Genomic DNA, 15990 nt, shown 5'->3' with positions numbered 1-15990 from the left:
ACGCCCCGGCATCGAGCCGGGGCGCGTCGTGATCCCGCGAGTTTACGGCACCCAGCAGGCGTTGACAAAACCTGTCGTCGCCAACGACAGCGTCGGAATCGTCTCGGTGAAAGCCCGGGAATGATCCTCGGATGCCGGGTACTCCACGACCCGCCAGCCGACGGTGCCGTGCTCCTCGTCGCGGGCTTCGAGCGCGCACGCGACCGGCTGACCGATGGGCGCGGTGATCTGGAACGTCGTCGATACCGAGCGGTCGTCGTTCACGGTGAAACCCGTGTCGGTCGCGGTGACCGAGGCGGCACTGCTCGCGAACGTCGTCCACCCGAGATAGCCGATCGCCCCGAGCCCGAGCACCGCGACGAGCGACCAGCCCAGCAGGCGCCGCCGCGGCGAGCGCGTGCGACCGTAGCGATCGTCGAGCAGCTCTTGCGTCGTCATGGTCTCCCCGGGCTTTAGGCTGGACTTCCAGGCTACGCGCATCCGCCCGGAACGAAGGACTCCATGCTTCCCGTGATCGTCGCCCTCGCGACCACGCCCTCCCCGGCCGTCACCCCCGACGAATCGATCGTCACACCCGGGCCGCTCGGCTTCGCCGCGATCGCCTTCATCGCCGTCGCCGTCTTCCTGCTGGTGTGGGACATGCTGCGCCGCATCCGCCGAGGTCGCTACCGCGAGGAAGTGAACGCGGAATTGGATGCCGAGGAGCGGGCGCGTGACGCCGCCGCGACGGGGGACATCGGCGACGACGGCGATCCCTCGGCGTCGCGCCGCTGAGTCGCGGCCCGGGGTTCCGGCATCCGGTGCCGTCGGAGGCGGAGTCGCCGGGACCGCGCCGCCTGCGCGATCCTCCCCGCGACGCGATCGGACATCGCCCCGTGCGGAGCGCGACCCCAGCGGGACGCCACCGCGACGCGACCGGTGCGCCTCAGCCGCCGTGGTACGCCGGCTGGAGCGCGATGAGCAGGCACGCGGTCCAGTGGCAGAGGAACGCCAGCACGGTGCAGACGTGGAAGATCTCGTGGAAGCCGAAGTGACCCGGCCACGGATTCGGCTTCTTCAGGGCGTACACGAGCGCACCCGCTGTGTAGAGCAGCCCGCCCACGACGACGAGCACCATCATCGCGACATTCGCGGCGAGCAGGTCACCGAGGTACATCACCGCCGCCCACCCGAGCGCGAGATACAGCGCGACGTAGAGCCAGCGCGGCGCATTGATCCAGAAGACCCGGAACAGGATGCCGAGTACGGCGCCGCCCCACACGATCGACAGCAGGAGCACCGTCTGGGGTGTCGGCAACGCCAGCACGGCGATCGGGGTGTAGGTGCCGGCGATGAGCAGCAGGATGTTCGCGTGATCGATGCGCTTGAGGACCGCGAGCGTCTTCGGCTTCCAGTGGAAGCGGTGATAGAGCGCGGAATTGCCGAACAGGAGCATGGAGGTCGCCATGAACACCGCCGACGCCCATTTCGCCGGAGCGCCCTGGGCGAGCGCGATCAGGACGATCCCCGCGGCGATCGCGACGGGGAAGGTGCCGGCATGGATCCAGCCGCGCCACGTGGGCTTGAGCTCGGCCGCGGCACCCACCGCCCCCGCGTCGATGAGCGGGAGCTGAGGCATCTCGGGGCCGTCGGCGGGGGTAGGACCTGTCACTCCTCGACACTACGTCCGCTCCCATGCAGACGGGGGAACATGGTGCCCTCGCTCGCGCTTCGCGCAGCCGACACCACGCAAGTGCGCCGTTCCTCGCCCGCTCGCGACGCGGTAGCGTAGGCGGGTGGCGCGCGTGCGGAGGAACGAGGGGCGAGGCCCCCTCTACCGTCTCTACATCTCGCGGCTGCGGCGCCGCATGCCGGCGACCGTCCCGCACCATGTCGCCATGATGATCGACGGGAACCGCCGCTGGGCGCGCCAGCTGGGCTACGACAGCGCGGCCCACGGCCATCGTGCGGGTGCGGCCAAGATGCACGAGTTCCTCTCCGCTGGTGCGACGACCTCGGGATCGAGGTGGTCTCGCTCTACCTGTTGTCCAACGACAACCTCGTCAAGCGCGAGAGCAAAGAGCTCGAGGACCTGCTCGAGATCATCGCCGAACTCGCGCGCGAGCTGTCGCACGAACCCGACTGGCGTGTGAAGCACGTGGGCCGGACCCACGGCTTGCCGCCCGAACTCGCCGAGGTGCTCCACGAGGTCACCGAGCGCACGCGCGGCCACCAGGGTCTGCACGTGAACCTGGCGGTCGGCTACGGCGGGCGCAGCGAGATCGTGGATGCCGTGCGCTCCATCATCGCCAAGCACGACGAATCGGGTGGTTCTCTCGAAGAGCTCGCCGCGAGCCTCACGCCCGAGCAGATCGGTGAGCATCTCTACACGGGGGGTCAGGCCGATCCCGACCTCGTCATCCGCACGTCGGGGGAGCAGCGCCTGAGCGATTTCCTGCTGTGGCAATCGGCGCACTCGGAGTTCTACTTCGTCGAGGCGCTCGGGCCCGACCTGCGCGAAGTCGATTTCCTGCGGGCCATCCGCGACTTCTCCGCGCGCGACCGTCGGTTCGGGCAGTAGCCCGCTACGGGACCCCGCCGCGGGCGCCTCGGTCGGGAGGACGTCTCGCCCACCGCGGCGTCGCCCTGAAGCATTCGGGGACGAGGGCGGGCATGACCACGCTGTTCACGAACTCGTCATATTCGTGGCGTGTTAACGACCTTCGGCGGTGCGCGGACGTCGTACGGTGAAAACATCGGACACGGAGTCCGATCGAGTCGGCCTTCGGATTGCGACTCGTGACCCACAGGTCGACTCGTGACAACCGGGTGTTTCACCCGGGTCGGGAGTGGGTTGTGACTGCACGAGCACCGTACGACCAGCGTCACGTCGTCGAGAGCACCGAGTCGGAAGCCGGCGCCGATCAGGCGCTGCGCACATACGTCCTGGACACCTCTGTCCTTCTGAGCGACCCCCGGGCGTTCTTCCGCTTCGCGGAGAACTCGGTGGTGATCCCCGTCGTGGTGATCATGGAACTTGAGGGCAAACGCCACGACCCCGAGATCGGCTATTTCGCGCGGCAAGCCCTGCGTCACCTCGACGAGCTCCGTATCGAGCACGGTCGTCTCGACTTCCCCGTGCCCGTCGGCGACGACGGCACGCTCCGCGTCGAGCTGAACAACACCGACCCGAGCGTCCTCCCGTCGGGCATGCGCACCGGCGGCAACGACAGCCGCATCCTGGCCGTCGCGATGAACATCGCCAGGGACGGCGCCGACGTGACCGTCGTGTCGAAAGACCTGCCGATGCGCGTGAAGGCGGCATCCCTGGGTCTCACCACCGAGGAGTACCTCGCCGAGCAGGCGATGGACTCGGGCTGGACCGGCATCGCGACGATCGACGTCTCGGGCGATGATCTCGCCGACCTTTACGAGACCGAGGTCGCCGTGAGCGACGCGGTGGCGGGGATGCCGGTGAACACCGGTCTGGTCATCCACTCCGAGCGCGGCTCGGCCCTCGGCCGGGTGACCGGGAAGGGCCAGTACCGGCTCGTGCGCGGTGACCGCGAGGCGTTCGGTCTGCACGGCCGTTCGGCGGAGCAGCGCATCGCCCTCGATCTCTTGCTCGACCCCGAGGTCGGCATCGTCTCGCTCGGCGGACGGGCCGGCACGGGCAAGTCGGCGTTGGCGCTGTGCGCGGCCCTCGAAGCCGTCCTGGAGCGCCAGCAGCAGAAGAAGATCATCGTGTTCCGTCCCCTCTTCGCCGTCGGCGGTCAGGAGCTCGGATACCTCCCCGGAGACCAGGCCGAGAAGATGGGCCCCTGGGGCCAGGCGGTCTTCGACACGCTCGGGTCGGTCGTCTCGGGCAACGTGCTCGAAGAGGTGCTGGCTCGCGGAATGCTCGAGGTGCTGCCGCTCACCCACATCCGCGGTCGGTCGCTCCACGACGCGTTCGTGATCGTCGACGAGGCCCAGTCGCTGGAGCGCAACGTGCTGCTGACGGTGCTGAGCCGCATCGGTCAGAACTCCCGCGTCGTCCTGACCCACGATGTCGGACAGCGCGACAACCTGCGCGTCGGGCGTCACGACGGCGTCGCCTCGGTGATCGAGACGCTGAAGGGGCACGGTCTCTTCGGGCACGTCACCCTGACCCGGTCGGAGCGTTCGGCGATCGCCGCGCTGGTCACCGAGCTGTTGGAGGCCGGCGAGCTGTCGTGACACCGCGTGCGAAAGGGCCGGGATGCGGTGGCATCCCGGCCCTTTCCTCGTCGGCCGCACCCTCACCGTTCGAAGATGAGAGCTTTCTCATCTTCGACTCCCCGGCTTCTCACAAAGAGACGTCAGAGTAGAACCGTCGACGAGGGAGACCTCGTCACCGCCCCGGCGGTTCCCCCATGGAAACAAGAGAACACGTCGCGCGCAGGTCACCGTTCTTCGGGTGAGCGGAAGACCACCGGACGCGTCTCCCTGAAAACCCCCGGCTTCCCCCCGCCGGGGGTTTTCGGGTTTCCGCGCGGTGGCGTCACTCCCAGCGGTAACCGGCTCCGCGCACCGTGACGATGTGCCCCGCCCCGACCTTCGCGCGCAGGTACCGCACGTACACGTCGACGATGTTCGACGCCGGGTCGAAGTCCAGACCCCACACGCGGCTGAGCAGCTGCTCCCGGCTGAGCACCTGCCCGGCGTGGCGGAGGAACTCCTCGGCCAGGGCGAACTCCCGCGCGCTCAGGTCGATGTCCCGTCCGCCGACCGTGGCGCGCCGCGCGAGCACATCCAGCGAGACATCGCCGTGCCCGATCACCACGGTGCCGACGCTGACGGGTTCGCGCAGGCGCGAGCGCACCCGGGCGAGCAGTTCGTCGAACTTGAACGGTTTGGCGACGTAGTCGTTCGCGCCGGCGTCGAGCCCGTCGACGGTGTCGCGTGTGCTCGTGCGTGCGGTGAGCATGATCACCGGGATCGCCGACCCCTGGCCGCGGAGACTGCGCAGGACCTCGAAGCCGTCGAGGGAGGGCAGACCCACGTCGAGCAGCACGAGGTCGACCTCCCCGGAGAGCGCGGTGTCGAGGGCGTCGGCGCCGTCGTCGACGGTCACCGTCTGGTAGCCCGCGGATTCCAGCCCCTTCGCCACGAAGGAGGAGATGCGTTCCTCGTCTTCCGCGATGAGGATGCGGGTCATCCGGTGGCCTCTCTCTGCATGACGACGTCACCCGCGCGCACGGGCGTGGGGAGCTGGGTGGGCGAGGGCGCTCCAGTGACGGGGAGGTGCAGCGTCACCGTGGCACCGCCGCCCGGGGTGTCGGCGATGGAGCAGTGTCCGTCGTGCGCCTTCGCGATGGCGTCCACGATCGACAGCCCGAGGCCCGATCCCTCCACGCCGCGTCGGGTGGACAGGCGATCGAAGCGCCGGAACACGCGGTGCCGTGCCGCCGGGGGGATGCCGGGACCGTGGTCGCGCACCCACAGCTGCGCGCTGGTGTCGTCGGCCGTGCTGCCGATCTCGATGGCGCTGCCGGCGGGGGTGTACTTCGCGGCGTTGTCGGCGAGCTGCAGCCAGGCCTGCACGAGCCGGTCGGCGTCGCCGCGGATGCGCACGCGCGCGCGCTGCTCGACGCTCCAGGTGTGCCCGGCGATGGCGCCCGCCAGCTCGGCGACGCGATCGGTGAGCGCCCCGACGTCGATGACGGCCGTCGACAGCGCACCGGTCTCGATGTCGGCGAGGGCGTCGATGTCGTCGACGAGACGCGTCAGACGATCGAGCTCGGCGATGCCCAGATCGCGCGTCTCGGTCACGTCGTGCGGATCGGCGGGATCCATCATCTCGAGGTGCCCGCGGACGATGGTGATCGGCGTCTTCAGCTCGTGCCGCACGTCGTCGAGCAACTGCCGTTGCGCCTCCACCGACATGGCGAGACGATCGAGCATCGAGTTGACCGAGGTGGTGAGGTCGGAGATCTCATCGTTGCCGTGGGCGCGCAGACGCGTCCCGAGGTCGTCGATGGTGATGGCGTCGGCCGTGGCGCGGAGGCGACGCAGCGGTGAGAACAATCGGCCCGTGACGAAGAATCCCGCGACCCCGATCAGCACGAGCACGGCCAGCGCCGAGATGCCGTAGGTGACGGTGGAGAGCGTGACCAGCTCCATCCGCTGATCGACGGAGATCAGCTGCACCACGTCGCCGCCCCGGGCCTCGACGGCCGCGTAGAGGACCGGGCCGTGGCTGCTGTCGAGGCGACCCCTCAGCTCTCCGTCAGCGACCGCCTCGGACAGGGATGCCACCAGTGCGGCGTCGTCGGCGAGACCCAGGCCCGGTGGCGACGGCGTCGTGGCGAGCACCCGCGTGCCGGAGAGCGCGAGGGTGCCGTCGGTGCGACCCGGGATGGCCGCCGCGACGAGCTCCGCGGCATCCTGACCGCTCGTCGACACCGTCGCCACGAAGCCGTCGAGCTGACGCTCGGCGTTGGCGATGACGCGGTCGCTCTGCACGAGGAACGTGACACCGCCGGCCAGGATCATGCCGAGCAGCACGACGCCGAGGATCGCACCGAGGAGCCGCACACGCGTCGAGACGGGTCTCGTCGCGCGGCTCATCCCTCGATTATCGCGCGCCCCGGCGCCGTGCACGGCGTCGTGGATGCGAGTCGCAGGCTCAGCCCGGGTGGGTCATCGACAGCAGGTCGAGCTTGGCGTCGAGCACCTCTTCGGTGATCTCACCGCGCTCCACGTACCCGAGGTCGATGACGGCCTCGCGGACGGTGATGCCCTTGGCGACCGAGTGCTTGGCGATCTTCGCCGCCGCCTCGTAACCGATGACCTTGTTCAGCGGGGTCACGATCGAAGGCGACATGCCCGCGAACGCCTCGGCGCGCGCGACGTTCGCCTCGAGACCGTCGATGGTCTTGTCGGCGAGCACCCGCATGGCGTTGGAGAGCAGGCGGATCGACTCCAGCAACGCCGTGCCCATGACCGGGATCGCGACGTTGAGCTCGAACGAGCCCGATGCGCCGGCCCACGCGACGGTGGCGTCGTTGCCGATCACGCGGGCGCACACCATGAGCGTCGCCTCCGGAACGACCGGGTTGACCTTGCCGGGCATGATGGAGGAGCCGGGCTGCAGGTCGGGGATGTGGAGTTCGCCGAGGCCCGTGTTGGGGCCCGAACCCATCCAGCGGATGTCGTTGTTGATCTTGGTCAGCGACACGGCGATGGTGCGCAGAGCGCCGGAGGCTTCGACGAGGCCGTCGCGGTTGGCCTGGGCCTCGAAGTGGTCCTGGGCCTCGGTGATGGGCAGCTCGGTCTCGGCGGCGAGCAGCTCGATGACCTTCTGCGGGAAGCCGAGGGGCGTGTTGATACCCGTTCCGACCGCGGTGCCGCCGAGGGGCACCTCGCCGACGCGGGGGAGGACGGCCTGGACGCGCTCGATGCCGAGGCGCATCTGTCGGGCGTAGCCGCCGAACTCCTGGCCGAGCGTGACGGGGGTGGCATCCATGAGGTGCGTGCGACCCGACTTCACGATGCCCTTCCACGCCTCGGCCTTCGCCTCGAGCGCGACCGAGAGGTGGTCGAGGGCGGGGATGAGGTCGTCGATGAGCGCTTGCGTGACGGCGATGTGCACCGAGGTGGGGAAGACGTCGTTGGAGGACTGCGACGCGTTGACGTGGTCGTTGGGGTGCACGGGCGAGCCGAGGATGCCGGTCGCGAGCGTCGCGAGCACCTCGTTCATGTTCATGTTCGACGAGGTCCCGCTGCCGGTCTGGTACGTGTCGACCGGGAAGTGCGCGTCGTGACGGCCGGTGATGACCTCGTCGGCGGCCTGCGCGATGGCATCCGCGATCTGCCCGTCGAGGGTGCCCAGCTCTTTGTTGGCGAGGGCGGCGGCCTTCTTGATGCGGGCGAGGGCGGCGATCTGCGTCGATTCGAGGCCGGACCCGGAGATGGGGAAGTTCTCGACCGCGCGCTGCGTCTGCGCGGCGTAGAGGGCGTCCTTCGGCACCCGCACCTCACCCATGGTGTCGTGTTCGATGCGGTACTCGATGTCGGTCACGTCGTCGTTCCTCCAGGTCGGTGTTCGGTGGTCTCAGCTGTGGACGACGTCGACGCGCGCGTCGTCGACATCGCCCACGATGACGACGGGGAAGGCTTCTCCCTCGTCGAGTCGGTAGTTGGCGCCCACGACGGCGGTGCGACCGTCGGCCACGGCCTCGCTGATGAGCTCCGAGGCGCGCAGCAGCTCGCCCACGGTGTGGCGCAGGTGCTCGCGGCCGACCTGCTCGGGGTCGACGCGCTCGGGCAGGTGGCCGTCGACGGCGTTCGCGCGCTGCACCCGACGCACGGCCGGGACGATGGGGGCGATCTGACGCCAGATGTACGCCGGTAGCGTCGGGGCGTCGAGTCCCGTGCTGTCGATCGCGGCGCCGACAGCACCGCAGGCGTCGTGGGCCAGCACGACGATGAGCGGCACTTCGAGCACGCCCACCGCGTATTCGAGGCTGCCGATCACCGAGTCCGAGATCACCTGACCGGCATTGCGCACGACGAAGAGGTCGCCGAGGCCCTCGTCGAAGATGATCTCGGCGGCGAGACGCGAGTCGGAGCAGCCGAAGAGCGCGGCCGTCGGGTGCTGCGAGCTGGCCAGCTCGGCGCGGCGCTCCACGTCTTGCCGGGGGTGGGCCGGCTGACCGGCGACGAAGCGCTGGTTTCCTTCCACCATCTGCTGCCAGACCTGACGGGGAGTCATGCGCTCGCTCACGGGACCTCTCTCAACTGCTCGATCTGGGTGCGGACGGACGCGGCCGCGAGGGCCGCCGTCTCGGGCGCCGCGTCGCCGTAGACGAGCACGTAGTCGGGCCCGGCGGGAGTCGCCAGGGCGTAGTCGATGTTGCCCGTGCCGGAGGGATTCGCCGGACGGTAGACGTCCCACGTGATGCCGTCGATCTCGGTGGTCTCGGTACTGCGCGTGCCGTCGAGCACCTGCCCCACCCACGCCTCGTCGGCGTCGAAGCCCTGCGCCACGCGGAGGAAGCCGGACTCGCCCGAGCGGACGTAGACCATGGTCCACGCCTCGGTGCCACCGACACCCTCGACATCGGCCTGGTTGACACGCCAGCCTTCGCCGAGGGAGGGCGAGAGCACCGGACGCCCCCGATCGGCCTCGAGTTCTGCGGCCAGCGCGGGCACGTCGGGCTCGGGCCGCGGGATCGGCTCGCCGCGCGGGACGGCAGCGATCACGACGATGACGACCGCGATCGTCACCAGCATCGCCGCGATGAGGTTGCGGAACGTCTTGCTCGAACGGTAGCGGCGCGATGACTCGGCCTTGCGGTCCGCGGTCTCCTGCGGGGTCTCGGGGCGTCCGAGGTGCGCGACGACGCGGGCCATCAGGCGTCCGCCTCGCCGCGGGCCGCGTCGAGCCGCTTCTTGGCGCCCAGCAGCCATTCCTCGCAGCGCGCGTAGAGCTTCTCGCCGCGTTCCCACAGAGCGAGGGACTCCTCGAGCGTGGGTGCGCCCTGTTCGAGCTGGGCGACGACGCGCACGAGCTCGTCGCGGGCCTGCTCGAACGAGAGGGAGGCGACGTCGGCAGCGGGGCCGGGGGTCGTCGCGGTCATGGCATCCATTCTAGGCGGGACCCGCCGACACCCCGTCGCCGGTTGCCTCGGCGTCGAGCGGTGTGCTCGCGGATGCCGCGGCATCGGCGTCCGGTTCCCGGGTTGCGGTCGGCGCGGCGGCGTCCGCCTGCGGGACGGCGTCGACGACGGTCCCGTCCGAGTGCGCGGCGAGCGTCCCGTGTTCCACGGTGAGCGTCAGTGCCGTGCCGGCGGGTGCGCGTGACGCATCGCGCAGCACCGTGCCGTCGGCGAGCTGTGCGATGGCGTAGCCGCGCGCGAGCGTCGCGAGCGGCGAGAGGGCTCGCAGGCTCGCGCCGAGCTCGATCGTGCGGCGGTGCTCGCGCTCGACGCGACGGTCGACGACGTCGCGGCCGCGGTTCGACAGCATCCACAGCTCCTGGGCGCGGGAGGTCAGCATCGAGTGGGGCGTGCGCAGCGCCGGGCGGGAGCGGATCTGTTCGAGCTGCGCGATGTCGTGCAGCACGCGTTGGGTCAGGCGGCCGGTCAGCCGGGCTCGCAGCTGTGCGACGAGCGCGCGCTGCTCGGAGACATCGGGCACCACGCGTTTCGCGGCGTCCGTGGGCGTCGAGGCCCGGACGTCTGCGACCTCGTCGAGCAGGGGGCGATCGTTCTCGTGGCCGATGGCGCTGACGACCGGGGTGGATGCCGAAGCCACCGCGCGCAGGAGGCGTTCGTCGCTGAAGCCGAGCAGCGTCTGCGGATCCCCACCGCCGCGGGCGATGACGATCACATCGACCTCGGGGTCGGCGTCGAGGGCTTTCAAGGCCGCGATCGTCTCGGGAACGCATCGCTCGCCCTGCACCGCGGCGTGCTTCGTGCGGAAGCGCACACGGGGCCAGCGCAGCTCGGCGTTGCGGTGCACGTCTTTCTCGGCATCCGAGTTCTCGCCGGTGATGAGGCCGATGCAGTGGGGGAGGAAGGGGAGCTTCTTCTTGCGGACGGGATCGAACAAGCCCTCCGACCGCAGCTGCACGCGCAGGCGCTCGAGGCGTTCGAGCTGCTCACCCAGTCCCACATGGCGCATCGCCGAGATCGAGAAGGAGAAATCGCCCGTACGGGGGAAGTAGTCGGCCTTGACGCACGCCACCACGTGGTCGCCGACCTTGAGATCTGCGGGAAGGCGGTTCAGTGTGCTCGACCAGATGCGGAACGCCACGGTCGATTCGGTGCCGAGATCCTTCAGGCGGCCGAAGACATTGCCGCCCCGGCGGTTGAAGGAGGTGATCTCGCCCTCGACCCAGACCGAGCCCCAGCGCTCGATGAACCCCCGGATGGTGTCGTTCAGTCGCGACACCGAGGTGGGGGAGTCGGTGCGGGAGTCCCTGGGGTGGACGCTGTCGGGGGGCGGTGCCTGTCCCGGGACGGTCTCGGGCTGGAAGAAGGTCATGTCACTCGCTGCAATCCGAGAGGGCGGCGGGAGGCGTGAGAGCCGCACGGGTCTCGGCCGGGAAAGAAGTCATGGTCTCCAGATGGTGCGGGGTGCGCGGCTCGGCCGGTGTCCAGGGGCGCCCCGGTAGAATCGAGGGGTGAGCTCACCTGCCGTCCACCTGCCCGTTCCCCGTATTCCGGGTCGACGCGGGCGGCTCCAGGATATCCCCGTCGCCGGACACAAGAAGGTCCTGCTGGCCGCACCCCGTGGATACTGCGCGGGTGTGGATCGCGCGGTCATCGCTGTGGAGAAGGCGCTGGAGCGCTACGGCGCACCGGTCTACGTGCGCAAGCAGATCGTGCACAACATCCACGTGGTGACCGAGCTGGAGAAGAAGGGCGCGATCTTCGTCGAGGAGGTCGACGAGGTTCCCGCGGGTGCCCACGTCGTCTTCAGCGCGCACGGTGTGTCGCCGGCGGTCGTGTCCGCGGCATCCGACCGCGGACTCCAGGCGATCGATGCCACCTGCCCGCTCGTGACCAAGGTGCACCGCGAGGCGGTGCGCTTCGCCCGTGACGACTTCGAGATCCTGCTCATCGGTCACGAGGGTCACGAGGAGGTCGAGGGAACGGCGGGCGAGGCGCCCGAGCACGTCACCGTCGTCAACTCGCCCGACCATGCCGACACCATCGAGGTGCGCGACCCGTCGAAGGTCGTGTGGCTGTCGCAGACCACGCTGTCGGTCGACGAGACCATGGAGACGGTGCGGCGCCTGCGCGAACGGTTCCCCCAGCTGCAGGATCCGCCGTCCGACGACATCTGCTACGCCACGCAGAACCGTCAGGTCGCGATCAAGAAGGTCGCCGTGGGTGCCGATCTCGTGATCGTCGTGGGCTCGGCCAACTCCTCCAACAGCGTCCGCCTGGTCGAGGTCGCCCTCGAACACGGCGCCAAGGCCGCGTACCGCGTCGACTACGTCGACGAGGTCAAGCAGGAGTGGCTCGAAGGCGTCGAGACCGTCGGCGTCACGAGCGGCGCCTCGGTGCCCGAGGTGCTCGTGAGCGAGGTGCTCGAGGAGCTCGCGGGTGCCGGCTACCGCGACGTCGAAGAGGTGCGCACCGCCGAGGAGGACCTCATCTTCTCGCTGCCGAAGGAGCTGCGTCAGGATGCCAGCGGCAAGCGCGACAGCCGCGCGCTGGGCGGGCGGGGCCGCGCGTGAGCGAGGCGTCCGGCCCGGGCCAGCCTCGTCCGCGCCCGCAGTTCGGTGAGTACGCCACCCCCGAGGAACAGCGTGCGCGGATCCAGCGGCCCGAGGTGACCGAAGCGCTCGACGCCGGAGTCGCCCCGCGGCCCGAGCAGCCGGCACCGGCGGCGGTCGCGTCGGACGGTGCTCGACCGGGAGTGCTGCGGGGGCCGCTGTGGGACCGCATCCTCACGGGCGGCCTTCTCGCGTACGGTCTCGTCTCCACGGTGTCGACGATCGTGCAACTGCTCGATTTCCCGCACTATGCGGAGTCCGCCGCGACCGTGCTGGGCGCGGATGCCGCGTACACCAACCTGCAGGCGGGGTACGTCTGGGGCGCCGCAGCCGCACTCGTCTACGGCATCGGCTGGCTGCTGACGGCGGTGCTCTCGTGGCGGCGGCTCAAGCGGGGGCGAGTGGCGTTCTGGATCCCGATCGCGGGCTTCGTCGTGACCGCATTGATCGCCGGTATCTGCGTGACGTTGGCCCTCGTCGGCGACCAGCAGTTCATGACCGCGATCATCGGCGCCGTTCCCGACTGAACCGCGCGCGCCGGCATCCCGTGTTCTCCGGAGAGGGTCTTGAGATCGGAAGGGGGCGGGCGGGGTGAGGGATGAGCACGTGCAGCTGACGGCCCTGTACGACGCGCACGCCGTGGCCGTCTGGCGCTACGTCGTCAGTCTCACCGGTGACCACGCCGGGGCCGACGATGTCGTGCAGGAGACGCTCCTGCGCGCGTGGCGGACGCCGCGCGTGATGAGCGACGACCCTGCGACCCTGCGGTCGTGGATGTACACGGTTGCCCGCAACATCGTCATCGATGAGGCGCGCAGCGCCCGTCGACGCCACGAGCTCCCCGTCGATGAAGTGCCCGACCGGCTCCGCGGCGACGACACGGATGCCATGTTCGACGCGCTGCTCGTCGAGGAGGCCCTCGCAACTCTGACACCCGACCATCGCGCCGTGATCGTCAGTGCCTATTACGGCGGGCGCAGCGTCGCGCAGACCGCCGACGAGCTGGGTATCCCGGCGGGAACCGTCAAGTCGCGGCTGCATTACGCGGTGCGGGCATTGCGGCTCGCCCTGCAGGAGAGAGGGGTGACCCGATGACCACCGAGCACGAACGACTGTCGAGTTCGGACGGCGCGTACGTCCTCGGCGCTCTCGGCGCGGCCGACCGGGCCGAATTCGAGGCTCATCTGGTCGAATGCGCGGAGTGCCGAGCCGCCGTCGCCGAGTTGGCGCCGACGGCCGGGCTGCTGTCGCGCCTCTCGGCCGACCGGGCGCGAGCCGTGGGGGACACCGCGGCGCCCTCCGTGCTGGCCTCCCCGGATCCCGCGCTGCGCGGGCGCATCGTGGGGGCCGCGCGTCGACGGCGCACGCGTCGCGTCACGGCCTGGGCACTCGCGGCATCCGTCGCTCTGGTCGCGCTCGCCGTTCCGAGCGTCATCGCGGTCTCCGGCGCGATGCAGCCCGCCGGTGCGGTGTACGCGCTGGACGACATCGGCGGGGCGCCGCTGGAGGCCTCGGTCAAGCTGACGTCGGTGCCCTGGGGGACGCGGATCGACCTCGTCTGCCAGTACACCGGGCAGGTGCTGGACGCGCCGCCGGGCGGATGGCCGTACGCCCTCGCGATCACCGACGACGCGGGCGCCACGAGCGTGCTGTCGACCTGGCGCGCGGGCCCGGGATCGACCACGGAACTGAGCGCGGGGACGGACCTCGCCGCGGCCGACATCGACGCGGTGGAGATCCGGACGCTCGATGGCGACCGCGTGGTGATGCGGCGCACGTTCGACGCGCCCTGAGGCCGGATGCACGGCATGTGCCGACCCCTTAGCATCGTCGCATGCCTCGTCTCGTCGCCGTCTGCGCCGTCCACCGCCTGCATCCGGATGCCGGCTCGGTCGGGGTCACCGCCATCGACAAGCGGCCCCTCGAGGGCGCCGTCCGCATCGGCACGCTCGGCGTGCGTGCCGACGTGCAGGCCAGCCGAAAGCACCACGGCGGCCCCGACAAGGCGGTGTACGCGTACGCGCATGAGGACGCGGCGTTCTGGGAGGGTGAGCTCGGTCGCGACCTGCCGTCGGGATGGTTCGGTGAGAACCTGCGGGTCGAGGGCCTCGACGTCAACGGCGCCCGCATCGGGGAGGTCTGGCGCATCGGGGACACGGTCGAGGTCGAGGTGACCATGCCCCGCACCCCCTGTGCCACCTTCGCGCGCTGGGTCGGCGGGCGCGACGCCCGCGGATGGGTGAAGCGGTTCTCGGATGCCGGCCGACTCGGCGCGTACCTGCGCGTCCGCCGGGCGGGAGAGGTGCGGGCGGGGGATGCCATCGAGGTGCTGTCGTCGCCGCTCGACGCGCCGACGGTTCTCGAGGTGTACCGCAGCTGAGTCGGTCGTGCCCGGTCGGCCGGCGAACGCTGCGAGGTGGTTCGCCGACTCGTTCTGCATGCACGCCGTGCCCGTTGCCGGGCGATCATCTCACGTGCGTCCGCGGGGTGTCGCGACATCGCACGCGCGGACGACGAACGCCCCGGCCGGAGCCGGGGCGTTCGAGGGATCGGTCGGGGTCAGCCCTTCGACTGGCCGTACGAGCCGAGCTGCTTGGTGGCCTCGACCACGCGCACGGCCATGGCCGACTCGGCGACCTTGCCCCAGGCGCGGGGGTCGTACAGCTTCTTGTTGCCGACCTCGCCGTCGACCTTCAGGACGCCGTCGTAGTTCGAGAACATGTAGCCCGCGATCGAGCGGGTGAAGGCGTACTGGGTGTCGGTGTCGATGTTCATCTTCACGACGCCGTTCGCAACCGCGAGGGCGATCTCGTCATCGGTCGAGCCGCTGCCGCCGTGGAAGACGAGGTCGAGGGGCTTGGGGCCCGTGCCGAACTTCGCGGCGATGCCCTCCTGGATCTCGCCGAGCAGCTCGGGGCGGAGCTTGACACCGCCGGGCTTGTACACGCCGTGCACGTTGCCGAAGGTGAGGGCCGAGATGTAGCGGCCGTTCTCGCCGAGGCCGAGGCGCTCGACCGCCTTGGTGACGTCGGCGACCGTCGTGTACAGGGCCTCGTTCGAGCCCTCGTGCTGCACGCCGTCTTCTTCGCCGCCGACGACGCCGACCTCGATCTCGAGGATGGCGTTGATGTTCTTCAGGCGGGGGAGGAGCTCGGCTGCGATGTCGATGTTCTCGTCGAGGGGAACGGCCGAACCGTCCCACATGTGCGACTGGAAGATGGGGTTGCGGCCGGCCTTGACCTCTTCCTCCGATGCCTCGAGGAGGGGGATCACGAAGCCGGGCAGGGCGTCCTTGGGGCAGTGGTCGGTGTGCAGGGCGACCGTGATCGGGTAGTTCTTCGCGACCTCGGTGACGTACTTGGCGAAGGCGAGCGCGCCCGTGGCGCGCGCCTTGACGGTGTGACCGGCGAAGTAGTCGGCACCACCGGTGGTGACCTGGAGGATGCCGTCCGAGCCGGCCTCGGTCAGGCCCTGGAGCACCGAGTTGATGGTCTGCGAGCTGGAGACGTTGATGGCGGGGTACGCGAAGCCGCCGGCCTTCGCGCGGTCCAGCATGTCGGCGTACTGCTCAGGGGAAGCGACGGGCATGGAGATGCTCCTTGGTGTTGTCGGGACACGGTCAGCCTAGCGAAGGCGTCGGATCGTGATGGTGCGCGCGCAAGAGGAACCGCGCACTTCTGCTGGATTGATAAAAACCGCGATTCCTTCGCGCTCTGGAGGGGCAAAACCGGCAATTGTCGCCGCTTCGCTGGATACAG

The 15990-nt window shown here is 70.0% G+C and carries 17 protein-coding genes and 1 pseudogene; 8 read left to right on the top strand and 10 right to left on the bottom strand.

The features are described 5' to 3' along the window. Nucleotides 1-42: 42 nt before the first annotated feature. Nucleotides 43-438 (bottom strand): DUF4307 domain-containing protein, encoded by a 396-nt coding sequence (locus QE392_RS13960; RefSeq protein WP_307452776.1) that lies wholly within the window; start codon nucleotides 436-438, stop codon nucleotides 43-45. 63 nt (nucleotides 439-501) lie between these two features. Between QE392_RS13960 and QE392_RS13955 the strand changes: the two genes are divergently transcribed. Beyond that, nucleotides 502-774, top strand: a complete 273-nt coding sequence (locus QE392_RS13955; protein WP_307452774.1) for a hypothetical protein — start codon at nucleotides 502-504, stop codon at nucleotides 772-774. Nucleotides 775-925: 151 nt separating this feature from the next. Here the strand turns inward: QE392_RS13955 and trhA are convergent, their stop codons facing one another. Then, on the bottom strand, nucleotides 926-1618 hold the full coding sequence (gene trhA / locus QE392_RS13950) for a PAQR family membrane homeostasis protein TrhA (RefSeq protein ID WP_307454151.1): 693 nt from the start codon (nucleotides 1616-1618) through the stop codon (nucleotides 926-928). A 229-nt stretch (nucleotides 1619-1847) separates the two neighbouring features. On the opposite strand from trhA, the pseudogene QE392_RS13945 reads away from it, so the two are divergent. Beyond that, nucleotides 1848-2560 (top strand): annotated as a pseudogene (locus QE392_RS13945) (isoprenyl transferase). A 275-nt stretch (nucleotides 2561-2835) separates the two neighbouring features. Continuing rightward, a complete protein-coding gene (locus tag QE392_RS13940) occupies nucleotides 2836-4197 on the top strand; it encodes a PhoH family protein (protein ID WP_307452771.1) in 1362 nt (453 codons plus the stop codon). A gap of 304 nt (nucleotides 4198-4501) precedes the next feature. Here QE392_RS13940 and QE392_RS13935 read toward each other — a convergent pair whose 3' ends face one another. The 7 genes from QE392_RS13935 to xseA are packed head-to-tail and all read right to left on the bottom strand — an operon-like array spanning nucleotide 4502 to nucleotide 10992. Further along, complete coding sequence (locus tag QE392_RS13935; RefSeq protein ID WP_307452769.1) at nucleotides 4502-5158, bottom strand: response regulator transcription factor; 657 nt, start codon at nucleotides 5156-5158, stop codon at nucleotides 4502-4504. After that, nucleotides 5155-6570, bottom strand: coding sequence for a sensor histidine kinase (locus tag QE392_RS13930; RefSeq protein ID WP_307452767.1), 1416 nt, complete (start codon nucleotides 6568-6570; stop codon nucleotides 5155-5157). The genes QE392_RS13935 and QE392_RS13930 overlap by 4 nt, the downstream gene beginning before the upstream one ends. Nucleotides 6571-6628: 58 nt before the next feature. Further along, the gene (locus QE392_RS13925) at nucleotides 6629-8023 is read right to left on the bottom strand and encodes a class II fumarate hydratase (protein ID WP_307452765.1); all 1395 of its coding nucleotides are present in this window, start codon (nucleotides 8021-8023) and stop codon (nucleotides 6629-6631) included. A gap of 33 nt (nucleotides 8024-8056) precedes the next feature. Beyond that, the gene (locus tag QE392_RS13920; protein ID WP_373426476.1) at nucleotides 8057-8728 is read right to left on the bottom strand and encodes a carbonic anhydrase; all 672 of its coding nucleotides are present in this window, start codon (nucleotides 8726-8728) and stop codon (nucleotides 8057-8059) included. Then, nucleotides 8725-9357, bottom strand: coding sequence for a DUF4245 family protein (locus QE392_RS13915; protein WP_307452761.1), 633 nt, complete (start codon nucleotides 9355-9357; stop codon nucleotides 8725-8727). The genes QE392_RS13920 and QE392_RS13915 overlap by 4 nt, the downstream gene beginning before the upstream one ends. Beyond that, on the bottom strand, nucleotides 9357-9584 hold the full coding sequence (locus QE392_RS13910) for an exodeoxyribonuclease VII small subunit (protein WP_307452758.1): 228 nt from the start codon (nucleotides 9582-9584) through the stop codon (nucleotides 9357-9359). Before QE392_RS13910 ends, QE392_RS13915 begins: the two co-directional genes overlap by 1 nt. Before the next feature lie 10 nt (nucleotides 9585-9594). Then, nucleotides 9595-10992, bottom strand: coding sequence for an exodeoxyribonuclease VII large subunit (xseA, locus tag QE392_RS13905; protein WP_307452755.1), 1398 nt, complete (start codon nucleotides 10990-10992; stop codon nucleotides 9595-9597). Nucleotides 10993-11131: 139 nt separating this feature from the next. On the opposite strand from xseA, the gene QE392_RS13900 reads away from it, so the two are divergent. From QE392_RS13900 to QE392_RS13880, 5 genes are all read left to right on the top strand, one after another. Further along, nucleotides 11132-12193: a 4-hydroxy-3-methylbut-2-enyl diphosphate reductase gene (locus QE392_RS13900; protein ID WP_307452753.1), complete on the top strand. Its 1062-nt coding sequence runs from the start codon at nucleotides 11132-11134 to the stop codon at nucleotides 12191-12193. Further along, complete coding sequence (locus QE392_RS13895; RefSeq protein WP_307452750.1) at nucleotides 12190-12759, top strand: DUF6264 family protein; 570 nt, start codon at nucleotides 12190-12192, stop codon at nucleotides 12757-12759. Before QE392_RS13900 ends, QE392_RS13895 begins: the two co-directional genes overlap by 4 nt. A 79-nt stretch (nucleotides 12760-12838) precedes the next feature. Continuing rightward, a complete protein-coding gene (locus tag QE392_RS13890) occupies nucleotides 12839-13327 on the top strand; it encodes a sigma-70 family RNA polymerase sigma factor (protein ID WP_307452748.1) in 489 nt (162 codons plus the stop codon). Next, nucleotides 13324-14025 (top strand): zf-HC2 domain-containing protein, encoded by a 702-nt coding sequence (locus QE392_RS13885; protein ID WP_307452746.1) that lies wholly within the window; start codon nucleotides 13324-13326, stop codon nucleotides 14023-14025. The genes QE392_RS13890 and QE392_RS13885 overlap by 4 nt, the downstream gene beginning before the upstream one ends. 41 nt (nucleotides 14026-14066) lie before the next feature. Next, nucleotides 14067-14612 carry an MOSC domain-containing protein gene (locus tag QE392_RS13880; protein WP_307452745.1) on the top strand — a complete coding sequence of 182 codons (546 nt, stop codon included), beginning with the start codon at nucleotides 14067-14069 and terminating at the stop codon, nucleotides 14610-14612. A gap of 179 nt (nucleotides 14613-14791) precedes the next feature. Here the strand turns inward: QE392_RS13880 and fbaA are convergent, their stop codons facing one another. Further along, on the bottom strand, nucleotides 14792-15820 hold the full coding sequence (gene fbaA / locus QE392_RS13875; RefSeq protein WP_307452742.1) for a class II fructose-bisphosphate aldolase: 1029 nt from the start codon (nucleotides 15818-15820) through the stop codon (nucleotides 14792-14794). Between the last annotated feature and the right edge of the window lie 170 nt (nucleotides 15821-15990).

The sequence above is a fragment of the Microbacterium proteolyticum genome (assembly GCF_030818075.1).
In the GTDB taxonomy this organism is placed as follows: domain Bacteria; phylum Actinomycetota; class Actinomycetes; order Actinomycetales; family Microbacteriaceae; genus Microbacterium; species Microbacterium proteolyticum_A.
The sequence above is the reverse complement of the archived record's forward strand: the minus strand, read 5'-3'. Positions and strand labels throughout refer to the sequence as shown.

What these genes read in the sequence shown, in the direction of transcription:
- QE392_RS13960 (WP_307452776.1), bottom strand. Translation starts at nt 438, where the DNA reads ATGACGACGCAAGAGCTGCTCGACGATCGCTACGGTCGCACGCGCTCG.
- QE392_RS13955 (WP_307452774.1), top strand. Translation starts at nt 502, where the DNA reads ATGCTTCCCGTGATCGTCGCCCTCGCGACCACGCCCTCCCCGGCCGTC.
- trhA (WP_307454151.1), bottom strand. Translation starts at nt 1,618, where the DNA reads ATGCCTCAGCTCCCGCTCATCGACGCGGGGGCGGTGGGTGCCGCGGCC.
- QE392_RS13935 (WP_307452769.1), bottom strand. Translation starts at nt 5,158, where the DNA reads ATGACCCGCATCCTCATCGCGGAAGACGAGGAACGCATCTCCTCCTTC.
- QE392_RS13930 (WP_307452767.1), bottom strand. Translation starts at nt 6,570, where the DNA reads ATGAGCCGCGCGACGAGACCCGTCTCGACGCGTGTGCGGCTCCTCGGT.
- QE392_RS13915 (WP_307452761.1), bottom strand. Translation starts at nt 9,357, where the DNA reads ATGGCCCGCGTCGTCGCGCACCTCGGACGCCCCGAGACCCCGCAGGAG.
- QE392_RS13910 (WP_307452758.1), bottom strand. Translation starts at nt 9,584, where the DNA reads ATGACCGCGACGACCCCCGGCCCCGCTGCCGACGTCGCCTCCCTCTCG.
- xseA (WP_307452755.1), bottom strand. Translation starts at nt 10,992, where the DNA reads ATGACCTTCTTCCAGCCCGAGACCGTCCCGGGACAGGCACCGCCCCCC.
- QE392_RS13885 (WP_307452746.1), top strand. Translation starts at nt 13,324, where the DNA reads ATGACCACCGAGCACGAACGACTGTCGAGTTCGGACGGCGCGTACGTC.
- QE392_RS13880 (WP_307452745.1), top strand. Translation starts at nt 14,067, where the DNA reads ATGCCTCGTCTCGTCGCCGTCTGCGCCGTCCACCGCCTGCATCCGGAT.
- fbaA (WP_307452742.1), bottom strand. Translation starts at nt 15,820, where the DNA reads ATGCCCGTCGCTTCCCCTGAGCAGTACGCCGACATGCTGGACCGCGCG.